Origin of the sequence: Globicatella sanguinis (assembly GCF_002847845.2) — a bacterium.
GTDB classification, from domain to species: Bacteria; Bacillota; Bacilli; order Lactobacillales; family Aerococcaceae; genus Globicatella; species Globicatella sanguinis.
The window spans coordinates 337,048-355,375 of the sequence record NZ_CP126962.1 but is presented as its reverse complement, the minus strand read 5'-3'; the positions used below and the strand labels follow the sequence as shown (position 1 = coordinate 355,375).

Annotated in this window: 15 protein-coding genes and 1 CRISPR repeat array; of the genes, 12 read left to right on the top strand and 3 right to left on the bottom strand. The window is 35.9% G+C overall.

The window, feature by feature from the left end:
* Positions 1-2 precede the first annotated feature (2 nt).
* The 10 genes from ribF (at position 3) to CYJ72_RS01420 (ending at position 12,095) form a co-directional block, all read left to right on the top strand.
* Positions 3-992, top strand: a complete 990-nt coding sequence (gene ribF / locus CYJ72_RS01465) for a riboflavin biosynthesis protein RibF (RefSeq protein ID WP_284630223.1) — start codon at positions 3-5, stop codon at positions 990-992.
* Positions 982-2,139, top strand: coding sequence for a radical SAM family heme chaperone HemW (hemW, locus tag CYJ72_RS01460; protein ID WP_284630222.1), 1,158 nt, complete (start codon positions 982-984; stop codon positions 2,137-2,139). Before ribF ends, hemW begins: the two co-directional genes overlap by 11 nt.
* A gap of 9 nt (positions 2,140-2,148) precedes the next feature.
* Positions 2,149-3,045 carry a YitT family protein gene (locus tag CYJ72_RS01455; RefSeq protein WP_066124744.1) on the top strand — a complete coding sequence of 299 codons (897 nt, stop codon included), beginning with the start codon at positions 2,149-2,151 and terminating at the stop codon, positions 3,043-3,045.
* Positions 3,046-3,512: 467 nt separating this feature from the next.
* Positions 3,513-4,526: a heat-inducible transcriptional repressor HrcA gene (gene hrcA / locus CYJ72_RS01450; RefSeq protein ID WP_066124743.1), complete on the top strand. Its 1,014-nt coding sequence runs from the start codon at positions 3,513-3,515 to the stop codon at positions 4,524-4,526.
* A gap of 21 nt (positions 4,527-4,547) precedes the next feature.
* Complete coding sequence (gene grpE / locus CYJ72_RS01445; protein ID WP_066124740.1) at positions 4,548-5,150, top strand: nucleotide exchange factor GrpE; 603 nt, start codon at positions 4,548-4,550, stop codon at positions 5,148-5,150.
* A 25-nt stretch (positions 5,151-5,175) separates the two neighbouring features.
* On the top strand, positions 5,176-7,002 hold the full coding sequence (dnaK, locus tag CYJ72_RS01440) for a molecular chaperone DnaK (protein ID WP_284630221.1): 1,827 nt from the start codon (positions 5,176-5,178) through the stop codon (positions 7,000-7,002).
* Positions 7,003-7,249: 247 nt separating this feature from the next.
* On the top strand, positions 7,250-8,404 hold the full coding sequence (gene dnaJ, locus CYJ72_RS01435) for a molecular chaperone DnaJ (RefSeq protein ID WP_066124736.1): 1,155 nt from the start codon (positions 7,250-7,252) through the stop codon (positions 8,402-8,404).
* A 335-nt stretch (positions 8,405-8,739) separates the two neighbouring features.
* Positions 8,740-9,489 carry an undecaprenyl pyrophosphate synthase gene (uppS, locus tag CYJ72_RS01430; protein ID WP_257876976.1) on the top strand — a complete coding sequence of 250 codons (750 nt, stop codon included), beginning with the start codon at positions 8,740-8,742 and terminating at the stop codon, positions 9,487-9,489.
* Between the two features lie 9 nt (positions 9,490-9,498).
* On the top strand, positions 9,499-10,293 hold the full coding sequence (locus CYJ72_RS01425) for a phosphatidate cytidylyltransferase (protein ID WP_066124730.1): 795 nt from the start codon (positions 9,499-9,501) through the stop codon (positions 10,291-10,293).
* 131 nt (positions 10,294-10,424) lie between these two features.
* Positions 10,425-12,095 (top strand): formate--tetrahydrofolate ligase, encoded by a 1,671-nt coding sequence (locus CYJ72_RS01420; RefSeq protein WP_066124728.1) that lies wholly within the window; start codon positions 10,425-10,427, stop codon positions 12,093-12,095.
* A 358-nt stretch (positions 12,096-12,453) separates the two neighbouring features.
* On the opposite strand, the gene CYJ72_RS01415 is transcribed toward CYJ72_RS01420, so the two are convergent.
* From CYJ72_RS01415 to CYJ72_RS01405, 3 genes are read right to left on the bottom strand one after another with little or no spacing between them, the layout of a single operon-like run.
* Positions 12,454-12,801: a hypothetical protein gene (locus tag CYJ72_RS01415; RefSeq protein ID WP_066124726.1), complete on the bottom strand. Its 348-nt coding sequence runs from the start codon at positions 12,799-12,801 to the stop codon at positions 12,454-12,456.
* Entirely contained in the window at positions 12,798-14,216 is a 1,419-nt protein-coding gene (locus CYJ72_RS01410; RefSeq protein WP_284630220.1) for a Y-family DNA polymerase, read from the bottom strand. The genes CYJ72_RS01415 and CYJ72_RS01410 overlap by 4 nt, the downstream gene beginning before the upstream one ends.
* Positions 14,217-14,218: 2 nt before the next feature.
* On the bottom strand, positions 14,219-14,908 hold the full coding sequence (locus tag CYJ72_RS01405) for a LexA family transcriptional regulator (RefSeq protein WP_284630219.1): 690 nt from the start codon (positions 14,906-14,908) through the stop codon (positions 14,219-14,221).
* Positions 14,909-15,133: 225 nt separating this feature from the next.
* A CRISPR array of direct repeats spans positions 15,134-16,924; the repeat unit is 36 nt; unit sequence ATTGAAGAACCATAGACTCCGTTAGGGGACTGAAAC.
* A gap of 72 nt (positions 16,925-16,996) precedes the next feature.
* On the opposite strand from CYJ72_RS01405, the gene cas1 reads away from it, so the two are divergent.
* Together cas1 and cas2 are read left to right on the top strand one after the other, a co-directional pair.
* Entirely contained in the window at positions 16,997-17,992 is a 996-nt protein-coding gene (gene cas1 / locus CYJ72_RS01400) for a CRISPR-associated endonuclease Cas1 (RefSeq protein ID WP_101814129.1), read from the top strand.
* A gap of 3 nt (positions 17,993-17,995) precedes the next feature.
* A complete protein-coding gene (gene cas2 / locus CYJ72_RS01395; RefSeq protein ID WP_284630218.1) occupies positions 17,996-18,325 on the top strand; it encodes a CRISPR-associated endonuclease Cas2 in 330 nt (109 codons plus the stop codon).
* Positions 18,326-18,328 lie beyond the last annotated feature (3 nt).

Genomic DNA, 18,328 nt, shown 5'->3' with positions numbered 1-18,328 from the left:
TAATGAATATAATAAAATTACATCATCCCTATAATCAAGAACAAATTTTTCCTGGGCCGATTGTCTTAGCATTAGGTTTCTTTGACGGTGTACACCGAGGGCACCAAGCGGTTATTAATACAGCGAAAAAAATTGCGATTGAAAAACAGATGCCTTTAGCAGTAATGACTTTTAATCAGCATCCCAAAATTATTTACCGTCAATTAAACCCAGATGATGTCACTTATTTGACTTTATTAGATCGTAAAGTTGAGCTATTGCGTGCATTAGAGGTAGATGTATTGTATTTAATAGACTATACAATAGAATTCGGTACGCAAAGTCCTCAAGAGTTTGTAGATCGTTACATTGTCGATCTCGGAGCGGTTACGGTGGTAGCCGGTTTTGATTATACCTATGGTAAACAAGAGCTTGCCAATATGAAAACATTGCCCGAACATGCTAAAGGGCGTTTTGACGTCATTGAAGTTCCAGAATTAAAAAATAATAATTTAAAAGTTGGGACTACCAATATTAAGGAATTATTGGTAAAAAATCAAATCGAAATCGCCAATGAAGAGCTTGGTTATTTATATCAAACTAGCGGAAAGGTCGTTCACGGGGATAAAAGAGGACGCACAATTGGCTATCCTACAGCTAATGTGCAAATTAATCCGCAAGAGGTATTACCAGGTGTTGGGGTCTATGTCTGCGAGATTGAAGTTGATGGAAAATGGTATCAAGGCATGGCATCCATTGGTTATAATATTACGTTTGAGGCGAATCGCCAAAAAACCTGTGAAGTCTATATATTAGATTTTGAGCAAGACATTTACGGACATTTTGTAAAAGTAAGATGGCATCATTATTTGCGTGGTGAAATGAAATTTGATGGCATTGAAGGTCTCATTCATCAATTAGACCAAGATTTAATGAACACAAAAACGTATTTTGAGCAGCTAGCACAACAGTCAACGACATCTGTTAATGAAAAGGTGAAAGATGATGAATAGAGCGGATGCTGTTTATATCCATATTCCATTTTGTAAGAAAATTTGTCATTATTGTGCCTTTAATAAATATTTCTATGATGGACAACCAGTAGGTTGTTATTTAGCGGGCTTAGCCAATGAAATGCGATTATATATGGATGAAGTAAAGTCTACCAAACCATTTGATACGATTTATGTAGGTGGTGGCACACCAAGTTGCTTAAATATTGAAGAATTGACGCAATTATTGGAGAACATCCAACAAATATTACCCTATGATGATCAAACGGAGTATACATTTGAAATTAATCCTGGTGAATTAACTCCAGAAAAATGTCAATTATTGAAGTGTTTTGGTGTTAATCGCGTGAGTATGGGGGTACAGAGTTTTAACGATTTGTTATTGCGAAAAATTGGTCGTAATCATCGTGAACGTCATGTTTATCAATGTATTGAATGGTTAAGAGAAGCTGGACTAACGAATTTAAGTATTGATTTGATATTTAGACTACCGGGACAAACATTAGCCGATTTTGATGATAGTTTAACTAAAGCCTTATCATTAGACTTACCACATTATTCACTCTATTCTTTGATCATTGAAAATCAAACGGTTTTTCAACAATTACAAAGAGAAGGCAAACTACCATTGCCCACTGAAGATGTAGATGCCGATATGTTTGAGTTAGCCATTCGCCGTTTACAAGAGAACGGTATTGAGCAATATGAAGTGAGTAACTTTGCACGACCTGGATTCGAGTCACGTCATAATTTAAAATATTGGCATTATACGCCATATTATGGTTTTGGCGCAGGAGCACATGGTTTTATTGATAATGTTCGATACTATAATAATGGCCCCGTTCATCATTATTTAAAAGCTACCGAAGCGAATCAAAAACCGGTTGTGAATAGATTGCCATTAACAGAGTCTGATCAGATGGAAGAATTTTTATTTTTAGCTTTAAGAACGACACGAGGTTTCTATTTAAGTGAATTTACGGAGCGTTTTAATCAAAATGCGACCGAATTGTTTGGTGATTTTTTTGTAGAACAACAACACAATGGCTTATTAAATATTGCCGATGACCATGTCTATTTAACGAATCGGGGATTGTTTTTAGCAGATACGGTATTTCGTGATCTATTAGGGACTATTACAAAATAGGGGGAGCTTATGAAAAAAGATCATATTAGAATTTTGGTGAATATCTTTTTGGTATTATTAGGTAATTTCATTTTTTCGATTGCGATTAATTCAGTGATTATTCCGAATGAATTAGGTGAAGGTGGTATCACGGGGTTCTCATTATTCTTTCTATATGTTTTTAATTGGAATAATGCTATTGTTAGTTTTGTGGTGAATACGATCTTACTAATTATCGGTTGGAAGTTTTTAGATAAGAAGACTATTTTTTATACAATTTTAGCAATTGCGTCATTATCAATTTTTTTACAATATATCCATTTAGGAGCATTTATTCCTGAAAATACTATTGTTGCACCTTTAGTAGCCGGTTTTCTAATCGGATTATCCGTTGGGATTGTTATCCATGGTAATGGAACTACTGCGGGTACAGATATTTTAGCCTTAATGATGAAAAAATATTTAGGGATTAGCGTGGCGCGTGGTTTGTTAATTTTAGACATTATGATTATTACCCCCTTAACCTTTGTCATCGGCTTAGAAAAAGGTGTGATGACGGTCATTACTTTATTGATTACAAGTCAAGTTCTTTCCTTTATTTTGGAAGGATTTAACCCACGTAAAGCTGTTACGATCGTTTCAAATGAGCATCAAGCGATCGCACAGAAAATTACCGATACATTAGATCGTGGTATTACAGTATTAAATGGTTATGGTTTTTATACGCAACTGGAAAAGCATGTGCTATATATTGTTATTAGCGAGCGTCAATTACTGGCATTACAAAAAATTGTTCATGAAATTGACCCTAAGGCATTTGTAACCGTCACCGATATTCATCAAGTAGTCGGCGAAGGCTTTACTTTCTTTATCGAACCTGAAAATGATACACCGGCAGTGACCAACCTTTCTGGTAATGAACCTTAATTTATTAGGGACATGGTAATATAGTAAAAGCTAGTCATTTCAAGTCGCTACCATGTTTTGATGATGGATTAATCAATGGAAAGTCTGGTATTGCGACCTAAAAGCCATTATTGCCTTCAATCGAAACTTACTCATTATGAGATGGAAGCAAAGAGACGATTACGAAAGTTATAAAGCAAATAGCTAACTCTCTGTATGAAGTAACTGTTAGTACAGGAGCCCTAACCAACTTTTTTATGACTCGATTAATGGCTTTGTTTTTAGCAATTATTTTCTATTTTAAACTAAACATTTTATCATTGTTATACAAAACCTTATAATAACAACCTTCTGTTGATTAGCACTCTCTATAAAAGAGTGCTAATTTTTTATTAAAAAGTGTTGACAAAGGCTATAGTAGGGTGTATGATATAGATAGGTTAGCACTCCAAGTGTATAAGTGCTAATTAGTGAGGTGAGAAAAATAGATGAATTTAACGCCTAGACAACAACAGATATTACAGTTGATTGTTAAATTGTACGGAGAGACCGAAGAACCTATCGGTTCGAGGACTTTATTGCAAAGAAGTGTCTTACAAGTAAGTCCAGCTACTGTTCGTAATGATATGATGGCGCTCGAGCAATTAGGGTTTCTAATGAAAGCTCATAGTTCAAGTGGTCGTATTCCTTCTTATGAAGGCTACCAATTTTACATTGATCAATTAATCGAACAAATAAAGCAAGAGTCTGAAAATAAGCCAGAACAATCAAATAAGTTATTTGGTGAACGATATTATGATGTTCAACAATTTGTCTTGCATGCGACTAATCAGTTAGCACAATATACTGGTTATCCGGTTGTCGTTTTGATTTCGAATCTGAGTCATCGTAGGATGCGCGATTTTAAATTAACCAAATTATCGGATTATCAACTCATTGCGTCAGTGATTAGTGACCATGGACAGGTTGAAAGTCAATTATTTGATTTACCATATGCTTTAAAAGACGAGGCAATCGATAAGATTGAACAAATTATTCAAGATGAATTGATCGATTTAACATTAGATGATGTGTATCAACGTATGAAATTGACAATTCCCTTAAAAATTCAACAGGCTGTTTCAGTACAATTGAATTTTGCCTCTTTAATCAAAAAGGCAAACGAAGCACATGACAGTCAGTATTATCATGTTGCAGGAAAAAATCATTTGTTTGATCTCATTGATCCAGAACTACCAACTGAAGGCTGGCGCACTTTGTTTGATTTAATCGATGGAAACGAAGCCTGGTATCAAATTTTAACTGATGCAAAAGTTGGTTTGAATGTCACATTTGATTTTACAACGCCACCGTATCACTTTAAAAATGTAAGTATCGTTACGGCGAAAAGTAAAATTGGCAATCATGTCATTACCTTTGGTTTGGTAGGTCCTGCGACAATGCCTTATCATAAAATTATGACAGGAATGCAAGATTTATTAATCGAACTATCGAATTATTAACAATTAAAAGGAGGTATCGTAGTGGCAGAAGAAAACAAACGTAATGAAGAATTAGAAAAAGATGTTTCAGAAGTTGAAGTTGAATCCCAAACTACCAAAGATGTTGAAGAAACAACAGCAGAAGTAGAAGCAAGCTCAACTGTTGATGAAACAGTAGAAACAAAGGTGGAAGAGAATCCACTTGCTGAATTAGAAGCAAAAAATGATGCTCTAGAAGACCAAGTGCTAAGATTACAAGCTGAAATTGCGAATATGAAAAGAACGAATGCTAAGGATCGTCAAGATTTAGCAAAATATCGTTCGCAAAAATTAGCAACTTCAATGTTAGAAGTAGTTGATAATCTAGAACGCGCTTTACAAAGCGAGACTAATTCTGATGACGCTAAAGCATTGAAAAAAGGTGTTGAGATGGTTCTCTCACAATTACAAAATGCTTTGGAAAGTGAAAACATTAAAGTCATTGATCCAATGGGAGAAAAATTTGACCCTAATTTCCACCAAGCAGTCAGCGTGATGGAAGCAGAAGAAGGTCAAGATTCTGACGTGGTAATCAATGTTTTACAAAAAGGATATTTATTGCATGAACGCGTGATACGACCAGCAATGGTTATTGTATCTCAATAATTAAATTATAAAGGAGAAATGTAAAATGGCTAAAATTATTGGTATTGACTTAGGTACTACAAACTCAGCTGTCTCTGTCTTAGAAGGTGGAGAAGCAAAAATTATTCCAAACCCAGAAGGTAATCGTACCACACCTTCAGTTGTTGCTTTTAAAAACGATGAAATTCAAGTAGGGGAAGTTGCAAAACGTCAAGCAGTGACAAATCCTAACACTGTAAGCTCAATTAAACGTTATATGGGTGAAGACCATAAAGTTTCAATGGGTGGCAAAGACTACACACCACAAGAAATTTCAGCAATGATTTTACAATACTTAAAAGGTTTTGCTGAAGATTACTTAGGTGAAAAAGTTGAAAAAGCTGTTATTACGGTTCCTGCTTACTTCAACGATGCTCAACGTCAAGCGACAAAAGATGCTGGTCGTATTGCTGGTTTAGAAGTAGAACGTATCGTTAACGAGCCGACAGCAGCAGCTTTAGCTTATGGATTAGATAAAACGGATAAAGAAGAAAAAGTGTTAGTATTCGACTTAGGTGGCGGTACCTTCGACGTTTCAATTCTTGAATTAGGTGACGGCGTATTCGACGTATTATCTACATCAGGAGACAACCACTTAGGTGGAGATGACTTTGACCAAAAAATTATGGATTATTTAGTAGCAGAATTCAAAAAAGAAAATGGTATTGACTTATCGAAAGATAAAATGGCATTACAACGTTTGAAAGATGCTGCTGAAAAAGCTAAAAAAGATTTATCTGGTGTGACTTCAACACAAATTAGCTTACCATTCATTACAGCAGGAGCAGAAGGTCCATTACATATGGAATTATCATTAACTCGTGCGAAATTTGAAGAATTAACCCATGAATTAGTAGAACGTACAAAACAACCTGTTCGTCAAGCAATTAAAGATGCTGGTTTATCACAATCTGAAATTGACGAAGTTATCTTAGTAGGTGGTTCAACACGTATTCCAGCAGTGGTTGAAGCTGTTCGTAAAGAAACTGGTAAAGAGCCTAACAAATCAGTTAACCCAGACGAAGTGGTTGCAATGGGTGCTGCTATCCAAGGTGGGGTTATCTCAGGTGATGTGAAAGATATCGTCTTATTAGACGTAACACCATTATCATTAGGTATTGAAACAATGGGTGGTGTGTTCACTAAATTAATTGACCGTAACACTACAATTCCAACATCTAAATCACAAGTGTTCTCAACCGCAGCTGATAATCAACCTGCAGTAGATGTACACGTATTACAAGGTGAACGTCAAATGGCAGCTGACAACAAAACATTAGGTCGCTTCCAATTAACGGATATTCCACCTGCACCACGTGGTATCCCTCAAATCGAAGTAACTTTTGACATTGACAAAAACGGTATCGTTAACGTAAGTGCAAAAGATTTAGGTACTCAAAAAGAACAAACGATTACGATTAAATCATCTTCAGGTTTAACTGATGAAGAAATCGATCGTATGGTGAAAGATGCTGAAGCCAACGCAGAAGCAGATAAAGCACGTCGTGAAGAAGCTGACTTACGTAATGAAGTGGATCAATTAATCTTCGCTACTGATAAAACTTTAGATGAATTAAAAGACAAAGTATCTGAAGAAGAAGTTAAAGAAGCAGAAGCAGCACGTGATGAATTGAAAGCAGCCGTTGAAGCAAACGACTTAGAAGCAATGAAAGCTAGACGTGATGCATTAAATGAAGTAGTTCAAAACTTAACCGTTAAATTATATGAACAAGCGGCAGCAGCACAACAAGCAGCAGCAGGTGCTGAAGCAACTTCAGATAACCAAAATGATGACGGCGTAGTAGATGCTGACTTCGAAGAAGTAGACGAATAATCAACTGCTAAAAAGATTATAAGGTCTGATTCGTTTTGAAGATAATGTTAGACTTTAATGAAGGTTTTTGTTATTAAATACATTCGAACAACCTAATAATTTAGTATGATAGCTGGGGTGGGCGAGGAAGTCAGAAACGATGAGTCTTGGCTTCCAGCTCACTCCTATTTAGTATTTCTCAGATGAATATTGATAAATTCTTAATTTTTGATTATGATAGATAAGTCTACAACGAAGGAGGTTGAAAATGGCAACTAAACGTGATTATTATGAAGTCCTTGGTGTTTCACGCGATGCCTCAGATGCAGAAATAAAAAAAGCATACCGTAAACTCTCAAAACAATATCATCCGGATATTAATAAAGAACCGGGTGCGGACGAAAAATTTAAAGAAATAACAGAAGCCTATGAAGTTCTAAGCGATAGTCAAAAACGAGCAGCATATGATCAATATGGTCATGCAGCCAATGATCCTAACTTTGGTGGTGGCTTTGGTGGCGGCTTTGGAGGTTTCGGCGGTGGTGCCGGTGGCTTTGGTGGCTTTGAAGATATTTTCGATACATTCTTTGGTGGCGGCATGGGAGGTGCCAGTCGTCGTCCAAATGCTCCTCAACGAGGAAATGATTTACAATATCGTGTAACCTTAACTTTTGAAGAAGCCATCTTCGGGAAAGAAACGACTATTACGTATAAGCGTAACGAAGAATGCCATACTTGTCATGGTTCCGGAGCCAAAGAAGGTACAGAACCCGTAACTTGTTCAAAATGTCATGGAACAGGTGCGATTCAAGTAGAACGTAATACACCATTTGGTCGTGTGATGACTCAAACAGTCTGTGATGTCTGTCAAGGTACAGGTAAAGAAATTAAAGAAAAATGTCATACTTGTCATGGTTCAGGTATTGAAAATAAAGATCATTCTGTTAAAATTACTATCCCAGCAGGTGTTGATGATGATCAACAAATGCGTTTATCAGGACAAGGTGAAGCCGGTAAAAATGGAGGTCCTTATGGCGATCTTTACGTTATTTTCCGTGTGAAACCAAGTGATAAATTTGAACGTAATGGTACTGAAATTTTCTACAATTTACCTATTAATTTCGCACAAGCGGCCTTAGGTGACGAAATTACTGTGCCAACGGTTCATGGTAATGTAAAACTTAAAGTTCCAGCGGGTACTCAAACGGATACCACTTTCCGACTACGAGGCAAGGGAGCACCAAGTGTACGTGGAACAGGCAATGGCGATCAACATGTAACCGTCAAAGTGGTAACACCAACTAAGTTATCTGATAAAGAAAAACAATTATTTAAAGACTTAGCCAAAGAAAGCGGATCGAGTGTAAAAGGACATGACCCAGGCTTTTTTAACAAAGTAAAAGATATGTTTGACGGCAAATAATATATTCTCACTGAGTTGACTTTAAAAGTGGAGATGGCAAGCTGTTTGTAATGCAGAGATAGAATAAATAATTTATAACAATGTGTAACTTAAACATCTTCTCATTGTGCTTTTGATAGTCAACTGAATGAGTTATCAAACCGGCCTTACTAGTTAGCGTACCCTAGCTAGTAGGTGTCGGTTTTTATTTTTTATTATCGTTAATATGTAATGCGTTTTAGCGTTTTTTAGCTGTAAACAGATAGATTACGATGATAGCGACAGTGGTTATCAGACAAAATGACAGAACTATTCTATTCTCTAGGATTTTTTGATATAATAAATTTAAGTTTAGAATTAAAAAGGGAAAAGGATTATATAACATGTCTAAAGAATTACAAACGATACCCCAGCATGTTGCGATTATTATGGATGGCAATGGACGTTGGGCTAAAAAAAGATTCATGCCGCGTGTAGCCGGCCATAAACGTGGAGTCGAAACTATTAAGCGTATCACCAAATATGCTAATCATAAGGGCATTAAGTTAATCACACTTTATGCTTTTTCAACCGAAAATTGGGGACGACCTCAAGATGAAGTCAACTTTTTAATGAAATTACCGGGTGATTTTTTCTCGTCATTTTTACCAGAATTAATTGAAAATAATTGTCGTGTTGAATGTATTGGTGATATTACCAAATTACCTGAGGATACCCAAAACATTTTAAATAAAGCGATTGCTGAAAGTGCGCATTGTACTGGACTAGTATTAAACTTTGCGATTAATTATGGTGGACAACAAGAGATGATTCAGGCCATTCAGGCGATTAGTCAAAAAGTTAAAGAGGGTGCCATTGAGATAGATCAAATTGATGAGGCATTAGTTGAAGATTATTTATTCACTGCACGTTATGGAGCCATCGCAAAACCTGACTTGGTGATTAGAACTAGCGGTGAGCAACGCTTAAGTAATTTCTTATTATGGCAATCCGCTTATAGCGAATTGTATTTTACAGATGTCTTGTGGCCAGATTTTTCTGAAAAAGATTTTGAAGAAGCCTTGGTTGCTTTTAGTAATCGTAACCGTCGTTTCGGAAAAGTTTAGGAGGGACCGATGAGAACAAGAATTATTGGGGCGATAATGGGGATAGCAGTGCTTATTCCCTTTGTTTATTTAGGAAGTCATCCTTTCGCGTATGGCATCCTGGTAGTAGCTATTTTAGGATTATTTGAAATTGCTCGCATGAAACAGATTCAATATTTTAATGCGATTGGATTGATTTCTTCGCTTGCAGTCGCTTTAATCGTTTTGCCAGAACACTATAATTTAAGTTGGATTACTAATTTCAATTCTCAGTTTTTATTTTATTTGTGTGGAATGGGGCTGTTGGTTTTAACCGTCTATGGTTATAAAGAAATCAACTTTGAAGAAGTATCGGTATTAATGTTTGCAGCTTTATACGTAGGGTTTGGCTTTCGTTTTATTATTTTAATTCGAGATATGGGCCTAGTCACATTAGCTTATCTATTCATTGTGATTTGGGCCACTGATATTGGCGCTTATTTTATTGGTAGAACCTATGGTAAACATAAACTAGCACCGGAAGTCAGTCCCAACAAAACGATTGAAGGTTCTATTGGGGGTGTCCTTTGTGCGATGCTTGCTGGTGTTGTCTTTGTTTTTATTTTCCAACCTAATTTAGGTGATACCAATCATGTTTGGCTATTGAGTATTATCTTATCGCTAGTCGGACAATTTGGTGATTTAGTCGAATCAGCGTTAAAGCGTCATTTTAATGTTAAGGATTCAGGAAAATTTTTACCAGGACACGGTGGAGTATTAGACCGATTTGATAGTTTAATTTTTGCGAGCTTTATGTTTATGATTTGGCTCAATTTATTTCAATAAAAATTCAGCATCTTCATTCTTATTAGTTTGAGGGTGCTTTTTGTGTGGAATAAACCTATTTGAAAAATGAAAAAATAATTAGTATAATGAGATTTAATTATTGATTTGTTAGAAAGTAAAGAAGGTGCGAGATGAGTTATTTAACAGATATTGAGATTGCGCATTCAGTTGAAATGGCACCCATTGATCAAATTGCAGAAAAGTTAGCTATTTCAGATGAACAACTCCATCATTATGGAAAATATAAAGCTAAAATAGACTATAAGAAATTACCCGCTAAAAATCCGGGGAAATTAATTTTAGTGACGGCTATTTCACCGACACCAGCAGGGGAAGGAAAAACAACGACGTCGGTAGGATTAGCAGATGGTTTAAATTATATTGGAAAAAAGGCTGCCTTAGCATTACGTGAACCGTCCTTGGGACCGGTCTTTGGTTTAAAAGGGGGTGCAGCTGGTGGTGGACGTGCTCAAGTCGTTCCAATGGAGGATATCAACCTACATTTTACTGGAGACTTCCATGCGATTAGTGCTGCTCATAATCTATTAGCGGCGATGTTAGATAATCACCTTCATCAAGGCAATCATTTGCAAATTGATCCACGCACCATCGTTTGGAAACGCGTGGTTGATATGAATGATCGTCAATTACGCCATATCGTATCCGGGCTACAAGGCAGTGCCAATGGTGTCCCGCGTGAAGATGGGTATGATATAACCGTTGCCAGTGAGATTATGGCGATTTTATGTTTAGCAGAAGATTTAGCGGATTTAAAATCACGGATTGCTAAAATTATTGTGGCCTATAATGTTTTTGGTGAACCGGTAACAGCAGCTGATTTAAAAGCGGCCGGTGCTATGACTGTTTTATTAAAGGAAGCAATCATGCCTAACCTTGTCCAAACTCTGGAACATACACCTGCTATTATTCATGGCGGCCCCTTTGCGAATATTGCACACGGTTGTAATAGTGTCATTGCGACTCGTACCGCACTTAATTTAGCCGATTATGTCGTGACGGAAGCTGGATTTGGAGCTGATTTAGGGGCGGAGAAATTTCTCGATATTAAATGCCGTACTGCCCAATTGAATCCTCACGCAGTGGTATTGGTGGCCACGGTACGCGCTTTAAAAATGCATGGTGGTGTGGCCAAGACTGACTTAAATCCGGAAAATATTGCAGCCGTTAAACAAGGTTTACCGAACCTTCAACGCCACTTAACTAATTTGCAAACAGTCTATGGTGTACCAGTTGTCGTGGCTATTAATAAATTTCCGACGGATACTGAAGCTGAATTACAAGAAATTTTGAGCTTATGTCAAAGTTTAGATGCAGAAGTGGTCCTTTCTGATGTGTGGGCTCAAGGGGGGAAAGGTGGCGCTGATTTAGCGCGAAAAGTAGTGGCGATGACTGAAAAAACGCCCGCTCCATTACGTTATGCCTATGAATTAGACGATAGTATCGAAGAAAAAATTACCAAAGTAGTACAAAAAATTTATCATGGTAGCCATGTTGTCTATGATAAAAAAGTGCGCAAACAAATACGACAATTGACGAATTTGGGCTTTGCTAATTTACCGATATGTATTGCCAAAACTCAATATTCCTTTTCTGACAAACCTCAGTTAATTGGGGCGCCAGAAGATTTTGATATAACGGTTAAGGAATTGCGATTATCGGCGGGCGCCGGCTTTATCGTCGTGATTACCGGGGAAATTATGACCATGCCCGGCTTACCAAAAGTTCCAGCAGCTGAATCAATCGATATTGATAATGACGGTACAATTACAGGATTATTTTAATCCTGGGGGTTTGCTTGGGTAAAATGTAGCGTATTAAAAATGCTCGGTATTCATTAAGTTTAATAGTAATTTTGAAGTCGAAACTGGTGAGGTTAATGATGCTTTTAACGTTTTTGAGTAATTCAATATCGGGGCTTTGTGAGCTAAGTCAGTATTAAGCGCGTATTTTAGTAAATTAAACGTATTGTTTTTCATTGGATAACTATTAACTTGCAACTCAATCCTTTATTTTGTCTAGTAAGTCAATCATAAGGGATTGTGACGAAAGGGAAGCGGTTAGTAATTTCGTTGCAGTGTAATTATTAAAAAAGAAATAGAGGAGTATCATGACGGATGAACAACGTCTTTGATACTCCTCTTAACTTTCAATTTCATCGGCTAATTGCATGGTAATAATATCTTTAATCGGAATAAAATGGTAATGTTGCTTAGTTTGGACACCAATTTGTTCGGTATTTAGTACCGTAATCGTTCCGGTAATGGTTTCGGTACCAACGACAAAATTGATGGTCAATTGATGAACATAAGCTTGAGAAAGTAATAACAGTTTTTCATCGAGTGATAAAGCTTTTGAAAAATCAATGACATCGCCATTATCATTTAAGGCACTATTATGTTCTGATAAGAAAAATCCCATCCATTTAGCCATCTTACGATCATGGTACATGCGAGCAGAACGAAAAGGTAAATAACTGCGATCAATCATGATAAACCATCTAACCCTCCTGCAGAATGTCCACCGATTAACTTACTACGTGCGACCATTCTCGAATTTTCCAATAGTGAATTCGCTTTTTGAACCGCAAGAAAACCATATTTACTGCGGATTTCATCAATGGCATGATCCATTTTTTCTTGCTTATCTAATTTAATGGGATCATCAAATAAGGTGTAAAAGGTATAAACTTCATCCACTAAACCACTATAACGTACCGCAATACTTCTTACGGGATGTCCCTTATATTTTTTACGAAAAAGAGTGAGGACATATTGAGTTAAGCGCTTGGTGCTTTGAGTGGGATCAACCTTCATTTGGGTATTGATACTAGCTACGTCTACATCATTGCTGAAACCTATATGAATTGCCACATTCGTTGCTTTCTTGTGGACACGTCGTAAGCGAATCGTGACTTGCTCGGCCATTTCACTTAAAACTAATTCAATATCGGATTGTAAATAATAATTTTTAGGTAAGATTTGTGAGTTACCAATTCCTTTAGCGCGAGGATGGTATCGTTCTAACACATTACTTTCATCCACACCATTAGCATGAAACCATAATTGTAGACCGATAATACCAAATTCTTTATTTAAATCATCAGGGTTAGCATTGGCTAACTCTTTAATAGAATAGATTTTTAATTTATTAAGTCGTTTTTCCGTTCGGCTACCAATACCCCAAAAATCAGTTAACTTAGGAATTTGCCATACTTTGGTTTCGACATCTTCATAAGACCAATTAGCTCGCATATTGCGATTATGCTTGGCTTCATTATCCAGTGCTAACTTAGCGAGTAGGGGATTCGCATTACTCATACCAATCGTAGAATAGATGCCGGTTGCTTGAAAAATATCGGTCTGAATTTTTTTAGAAATTTGATCTAGCTTTATTTTGCGACTGGTCGTAATACGGTCAGGAATAAAATAATCAAGTGAACGCGTTAAATCGATAAATCCCTCATCAATAGAATAAGGCAATATCTCTTCTTTAGGGGAATAATTTTGTAAAATGGCTTGGATTTCTAGATTACGCTCAATGTATAAACCCATACGTGGGGGCACAATATACGTACGTTGTGCCCAATATTCAATATATTGTTTAGTTCTTAAATCACTTTTTAATCCTTGTTTTTTAGCAATATAAGGATCAAAACGACGGGTTTGAATATTAAAAGGTAAATCATAGCTACGACTCACATTTTTCTTACCAAAGACCTTTTTAAATAAAGGGGAAGACGCTAAAATTAAACCATTTGAATTATCTGAACGACTCATCACACACAGGGAAGTCGTCAGCGGATTTAAGCCTAATTCAACACATTCAACACTGGCATAGAATGATTTCATATCGATAAACGCGATATCAGAGCGAGGCTCTCGCGAATAATCAATATAGCCCATTATTATCGCTCCAAGGGTATAAAATTACCGACGATTTTGCCGACAACACGTGGTTCTTCATCATAAGGGGCTAGTTTATCAGCATATTTTTTATTAAGTGAAACCAGTCTTAAGCCCTCTGCTTCACGGTAAACTTTCTTCAAATAAGTCTGACCGTCCCAAACCACAGCATAAATCGCACCATCATAATCGAAACCAGTGTCTTTAATTAAGGCGACCGAACCATTTAAATACTTCGGTTCCATGGAATCCCCATAAATCCAAGAGGCAATATCGTAATCAATTTCTTCATCGAAATAAACCGTCTCATAATTGCGATCATCCATTGCAGAATATCCCGTCCCAGCTGATAACTTCTCGTAAACACGGTATTCGAATAATTGGATGGGTTGAGCTGTTTTTTCTTGTTGAAGCTGATCATCTAATGTCTTTTGCGTATAATTGAGTACGACTTGTTGATTCGGTGGGGTGAGTTGCAAATATAAATCAACAATCTCATATTCCGATTCGAAGTAAGTCGGAGTCACCTCTAGCAATTCCGCTAATAAATCTAAGTTTTTTTGATTAGGACGCGTCTTGTCCGCTTCCCAATTGAAATATGAAGCACGACTCACACCGACTTGTTTCGCAAGTTGACTTTGTGATAAGCCAAGCTCTTCACGACGTTTTTTTAATTGTTGGCCAGAAAACATTAAAATCACTCCTTTGTGTAAGTTTGATAACTAACTATATTTTAGCACGCTTTGTAGCGGAAAGCAATCAAAAGTTAGTTTTGTAACTGACAATAAAATGAGAATTAAAATAGAGAGAAGTAAGGAAATTATAAAATTAATATGTTATAATAAGATTAAATTCTTCGCTAAGTTATTCTTAGCGCTATATATAGTATATATTTAATTCGTAATACTAAATATAGGATTGAAGAACCATAGACTCCGTTAGGGGACTGAAACATTAAGATCCATGAATTGATGGTTAAAATTTTGAACATTGAAGAACCATAGACTCCGTTAGGGGACTGAAACACACCACTTGCATAAACTTCCACAAAATCATAGTTATTGAAGAACCATAGACTCCGTTAGGGGACTGAAACTTCTTCTTTTACCGCTTTTTCATAGGCTTTGTACTCATTGAAGAACCATAGACTCCGTTAGGGGACTGAAACGCTTTATTTTATAAGTCTTTAAGCTAGACTAGTCACGATATTGAAGAACCATAGACTCCGTTAGGGGACTGAAACTTCAGTATCGTTAATTTTAGCTTGCGTGTGGATCATGATTGAAGAACCATAGACTCCGTTAGGGGACTGAAACTAGAAAATTGCATAATCATCATATTGTGGTAAATATTATTGAAGAACCATAGACTCCGTTAGGGGACTGAAACATTCTTCGTGAGTGCTTTAATTCTGCTCATCTTATCGCTATTGAAGAACCATAGACTCCGTTAGGGGACTGAAACATTTACCATTTTTATCTATCATCATATTAAGCCACCTATTGAAGAACCATAGACTCCGTTAGGGGACTGAAACAGTGTAAAATTGTATGAACAATACCGTACAATACAATTGAAGAACCATAGACTCCGTTAGGGGACTGAAACAATGTATTCGTCTTCCGATTTAATATTAATCTCTAGTATTGAAGAACCATAGACTCCGTTAGGGGACTGAAACATATATTGACTTATGCGTCAATTTCTTTTTTATTGTTATTGAAGAACCATAGACTCCGTTAGGGGACTGAAACTAATGCTTGTTTTTCATTCATTTTAAGTTCAGCCTTTATTGAAGAACCATAGACTCCGTTAGGGGACTGAAACTTCGATTAGCTTGTCACTTAATTCGCCAATCTTCTCAATTGAAGAACCATAGACTCCGTTAGGGGACTGAAACTTCTTCATTACTTAGGTTAGTGATAATGATTTCATTATTGAAGAACCATAGACTCCGTTAGGGGACTGAAACTGGAAGAGTATATCAATTGCATGCTCTACGCTACCTATTGAAGAACCATAGACTCCGTTAGGGGACTGAAACTTAATTTTGTTTTCAACTAATAAGTCGATTCATTTTATTGAAGAACCATAGACTCCGTTAGGGGACTGAAACGATATTATCAATGGTCAATTCGTTCATGTTATGTTTATTGAAGAACCATAGACTCCGTTAGGGGACTGAAACATTTTGTGGTCAATCACAATTTGAAAAGAGTTACCACCAATTGAAGAACCATAGACTCCGTTAGGGGACTGAAACTCAATATCTAAGAATTGTTCGCTAAATTCTTGCAATAATTGAAGAACCATAGACTCCGTTAGGGGACTGAAACAAAATCATTGCTTTCATATAAATCAACCACCTTTCATAATTATTGAAGAACCATAGACTCCGTTAGGGGACTGAAACCTTCAATAACTTTCTCTTTCACGTCTTCCATAGCTTCATTGAAGAACCATAGACTCCGTTAGGGGACTGAAACCTGTTAAGCCTGTGACATACAATGTAACATTATCATATTGAAGAACCATAGACTCCGTTAGGGGACTGAAACTTTCATTTTTGTTCCTTCTTTCTTAATTCGTTTTATTTTAATTGAAGAACCATAGACTCCGTTAGGGGACTGAAACTGCATGGTTTTTTTGCTATATGCCTCGCCTATTGGCACATTGAAGAACCATAGACTCCGTTAGGGGACTGTATATTGTTTAGATAAATGGAAGCGTTATAAAAAGAGGCTGTTATCGAAAATTTTTAATATAATGAGGGAGAGCATATGAAAGAATTAATTGTATACAGTTCAAAATGTTATATTGGAAAGCAGAATAATAATGTAGTAGTAAAAGATCAAAATAGAGAAATTATTCAGAGTATGTCAATTAAACAAATAGAAGCAATAAGTTTATACGGCAATCCCAGAATTTCGACACAACTAATTAAATTATTATCTAAAAATAATGTTAATTTATTTTTTTATTCACAGTATGGAGAGTTAGTCTCGTCAATTATTAGCGTAAATAGTTCCAATTATGAGAAGCAAGTTTCACAGTATAAAGCGAATTTAAATGCTGACTTTAAATTTGAAATGGCCAAAAAATTAATAAAAAACAAATTAAAAATGCAGTATAATTTATTAGATGCATATAATGTAGATAGATTAATTACCAAAAAAGAAATGTTAAATTTAATTGAGGCTTTGAATAAAATAGATAAAGCGATGGATTTAAAAGAACTACTTGGGATTGAAGGGCGTTTTGCTAAGTCCTATTTTTATTATTTAGGTATTTTAGTACCAAATGATTTCAGATTTTACGGCAGAAGCAAGAGACCAGCAAAAGATCCATTTAACATTATTCTTAATATAGGATACACACTTTTATATAGAGCACTTTTGGGTGTTATCATAAAATATGGATTAAATCCAGGAGTGGGCTTTATACATAAACCACGAAATAAGCATGGTGTTTTAGCGAGTGATTTAATGGAAGAATGGCGCGCCGTAATTGTCGATGAGGTAGCTATGCAACTTATTATAAAAAAATTAATAACTAAAGATCATTTTGAAGTGCTTGAAGATAAAAAGATAAGTGTAACGAAGGATGGTCATCAAATTATTTTAGAAGCTATGAGAGAACGAATGTTGGAACAACATCATTATCTTTATCCTAATAAAAAATTTTATACATTTTTCTATTCCATTAACTTACAAATTGAAAGTCTCTTAAGAAGCATTGAATCTGAGAAAGCAGAAGACTATATAGTCATAGGTTAAAAAATGAGAAGATGGTTTAACTTAACAGATGAAGAAAGAAAAATATCGCGAAATAAAAAAATGTTTTGTATAATTATTTATGATATATCTAATAATAAAAGAAGATATCGTTTTAAAAAGTTATTAGAAGGATATGGTATACGAGTTCAACGTTCATGTTTTGAAGTGTCTTTAACACCCAATATTTATAAATCATTGATAAATGATATTTCAAAGTTCTATAATAGTGAAGAAGAAGATAATATTATTGTTTATCGTGGAGACGAAGGTTTGGTGAATCGATATAGCACTTTGAATGTAATTCAAAATAATGAGTATTATCAATATATTTAAGGA

Bases quoted from the DNA above. Each gene is read 5' to 3' on its own strand.
- CYJ72_RS01455 (WP_066124744.1), top strand. From the start codon at position 2,149: ATGAAAAAAGATCATATTAGAATTTTGGTGAATATCTTTTTGGTATTA.
- CYJ72_RS01410 (WP_284630220.1), bottom strand. From the start codon at position 14,216: ATGGGCTATATTGATTATTCGCGAGAGCCTCGCTCTGATATCGCGTTT.
- hemW (WP_284630222.1), top strand. From the start codon at position 982: ATGATGAATAGAGCGGATGCTGTTTATATCCATATTCCATTTTGTAAG.
- CYJ72_RS01415 (WP_066124726.1), bottom strand. From the start codon at position 12,801: ATGATTGATCGCAGTTATTTACCTTTTCGTTCTGCTCGCATGTACCAT.
- dnaJ (WP_066124736.1), top strand. From the start codon at position 7,250: ATGGCAACTAAACGTGATTATTATGAAGTCCTTGGTGTTTCACGCGAT.
- CYJ72_RS01420 (WP_066124728.1), top strand. From the start codon at position 10,425: ATGAGTTATTTAACAGATATTGAGATTGCGCATTCAGTTGAAATGGCA.
- cas2 (WP_284630218.1), top strand. From the start codon at position 17,996: ATGAGAAGATGGTTTAACTTAACAGATGAAGAAAGAAAAATATCGCGA.
- CYJ72_RS01425 (WP_066124730.1), top strand. From the start codon at position 9,499: ATGAGAACAAGAATTATTGGGGCGATAATGGGGATAGCAGTGCTTATT.
- CYJ72_RS01405 (WP_284630219.1), bottom strand. From the start codon at position 14,908: ATGTTTTCTGGCCAACAATTAAAAAAACGTCGTGAAGAGCTTGGCTTA.
- cas1 (WP_101814129.1), top strand. From the start codon at position 16,997: ATGAAAGAATTAATTGTATACAGTTCAAAATGTTATATTGGAAAGCAG.
- ribF (WP_284630223.1), top strand. From the start codon at position 3: ATGAATATAATAAAATTACATCATCCCTATAATCAAGAACAAATTTTT.
- dnaK (WP_284630221.1), top strand. From the start codon at position 5,176: ATGGCTAAAATTATTGGTATTGACTTAGGTACTACAAACTCAGCTGTC.
- hrcA (WP_066124743.1), top strand. From the start codon at position 3,513: ATGAATTTAACGCCTAGACAACAACAGATATTACAGTTGATTGTTAAA.